2 protein-coding genes are annotated in these 1674 nt (G+C 47.0%); both read right to left on the reverse strand.

Annotated elements, in window-relative coordinates; all coding sequences use genetic code 11:
• Nucleotides 1–238: 238 nt before the first annotated feature.
• Nucleotides 239–577 (reverse strand): P-II family nitrogen regulator, encoded by a 339-nt coding sequence (gene glnK / locus KDK17_RS18650; RefSeq protein WP_257280919.1) that lies wholly within the window; start codon nucleotides 575–577, stop codon nucleotides 239–241.
• Nucleotides 578–887: 310 nt separating this feature from the next.
• Nucleotides 888–1674, reverse strand: a 787-nt coding sequence (locus KDK17_RS18655; protein ID WP_257288774.1) for a hypothetical protein, incomplete at its 5' end; no start/stop codon positions are given.

Here is a 1674-nt window from a genome sequence, read left to right on the forward strand (position 1 = left end):
TCAATTTCTTGCAATCCTCGCTACGGACGCTTAAGTCCGACAGGCTGCTAGGGCATTCATGCCCTGGAAACAGTCACCTTGACTCAGGAGCTGTTTCCGCATTAGCCATTTTTATTTTTTGCGAATGTCACCTTCCGCTCTTAATGTAGCTGAAGCGGACGACAAAGTTTGTCTGTTGTTGTACGTGTACCCTGAGAACCATGAACTTCCTGACTATGGTCTCTTGCCGCTGAGTACATCAGATGGCATCTTCGCCGGTTTCGTTGGTTCTGATCCGAATCGCCTGCTCCAGATTGGTGACGAAGATCTTTCCGTCACCAATCTTTCCGGTGTTAGCCGCTGTAGAAATGGCTTCAATCACCTGATCCAGGAGGTCATCCGCAATGCCAACTTCCAACTTGACCTTGGGCAGAAAATCAACCACATACTCAGCTCCACGGTAAAGTTCAGTATGCCCCTTTTGACGACCGAACCCCTTAACTTCAGTGACAGTGATACCCTGAACACCGATCTCGGACAAAGCCTCTCGCACGTCGTCCAATTTGAATGGCTTAATGATGGCTGATACCAACTTCATAAAAGCTCTCCTGAGTGAATCCTGTTGGCCAGCAGGGAATTTCCGGACATTGTCATTATGACCCGTGCCCCCAGCCTTAAGTATTCAGCTGATTTACTTCCAACTGAGTTTGGTGGCTTATATGCAGGCACTGTGCCAAATTCTGAAAACAACCTGTCAACAAGGCTCGCAGACTGAAAAAATTCTATTCCCGTTCATTCATTAAACCTCACGCACCAAAAAAGAACGCCTACCATGCTTCTTGCACCCAAATCGCGCACTTCTTTAGTGCAATAGACCATCATCCGCTTGTACGATAAAGCCCGACTATCTACCTGGGCAACATTGCAGTAACCGCAAAGCGTGCTCCCCAACCTTCTGCACCTTGTTCTGGCGCTCCGGCCCAATAACGCACACCTCCTGCAAAGCTCACCGGCAGCCGACCTATGTGAATTACTTTCGACAGCACAGCATTAATCGGAATATTCCATTGACTGTTTTTCCAGTCGTAAGTGCTTTCGGTTTGTAACGTATAAGTCCAACCTTTGTGGGTGTAGGTGAGAAAGGGCTGAATAAAAGAAGCATTAACATCATCACGCTTATCTTCACCGGCTATATCCCAGATATGATTGGCAAGTGCGCCATAACTCCAGCCCTGCTCCATTTTAAGCAATACAGCAGTAGGCCCTAGTCCCCACTTTTCTGTACCGAGTAATTCGTCGCTGGCTGTTGGTAGCAAAAAGACCGGCCCCGCACCCCAAATCCAGCCATTATTGGTAGGCCGTTTTGGTGAAAAAAAAAGGCTTTGAACAATATCACCAGTACCCGATTGCGAACCGCTGCTACCCGCCACATCATTTTGCTCAATCAAGGGTAAAATGGTTCTGGAAACCATATTCCAATCGTCATTCATCTCGATGGGTATCACAGGCTGCACGTTGACAGTTGTACGATGCCCATCGTCAGGGCCAAAGCCCGTATCATAATTGGCTTGCACGGGCATACTAATTAAATCAGCAACAGGATTGGTTAATTTTTTCGCCAATTCATCATCATCAGCATAAGCTGACAGGCAAACAATCAAGCTTAAACACAATGACAGAAACTTAAACAAAACG

It is taken from the genome of Endozoicomonas sp. SESOKO2, from assembly GCF_024606245.1.
GTDB lineage: Bacteria > Pseudomonadota > Gammaproteobacteria > Pseudomonadales > Endozoicomonadaceae > Endozoicomonas_A.